Genomic DNA, 662 nt, shown 5'->3' on the forward strand with positions numbered 1-662 from the left:
TCGCGGCGGCCGAGCCGACCGCGCCGCCAAGGAACATCGCCCCCATGAAGATGGTGTTCAACCGCGAGCGCGCTTCCGGCCGCAAGGCGTAGACAATATGCTGATTGGAGACGAGCGCGCTCTGCACGGCGAAATCGAGCAGAATGACGCCGACGATCAAGCCGGCCAGCGAGGTCCACACGCCGAAGATCAACCAGGAAAGCAGCGTCAGCAGCGCGCCAATCGCGATCACCTGGTGCGGCCCGTGGCGATCGGCGATCCGCCCTGCAATCGGTGCCGCAAGGATGCCGACCGCACCAACGACGCCAAAGAGTCCGGCGATTTCGGCCCCAAGGCCAAAGCGCGGTTCCTGCAGCCGCAGCGCGAGGATGGTCCAAAACGCCGTAAACGCGGCGAACAGCAGCGATTGCGTTACCGCCGCCAGCCGCAGCGCGCCGAACTCGCGCCACAAATGGACGAGCGAGCGCATCAATGCTCCATAGCGCAGGGTCGAGTCGGGCTTGCTGCGCGGCAGCGAGAACGCCATCATCGCACCAGCGGACAGCGCCATCGGCAGACCGAGCCAGAACATCGCGCGCCACCCCGCGTGCGTCGCGACGAACCCGGCCAACGTGCGGCTGAGCAGGATGCCACATAACAGCCCCGACATAACGGTGCCGACG

1 protein-coding gene is annotated in these 662 nt (G+C 66.3%); it reads right to left on the reverse strand.

The window, feature by feature from the left end; genetic code table 11:
* Nucleotides 1-662, reverse strand: a 662-nt coding sequence (locus AACY08_RS27845) for an MFS transporter (protein WP_339472316.1), incomplete at both ends; no start/stop codon positions are given.

The organism is Pseudomonas sp. EL_65y_Pfl1_R83, assembly GCF_963970695.1.
GTDB lineage: Bacteria > Pseudomonadota > Gammaproteobacteria > Pseudomonadales > Pseudomonadaceae > Aquipseudomonas > Aquipseudomonas tritici.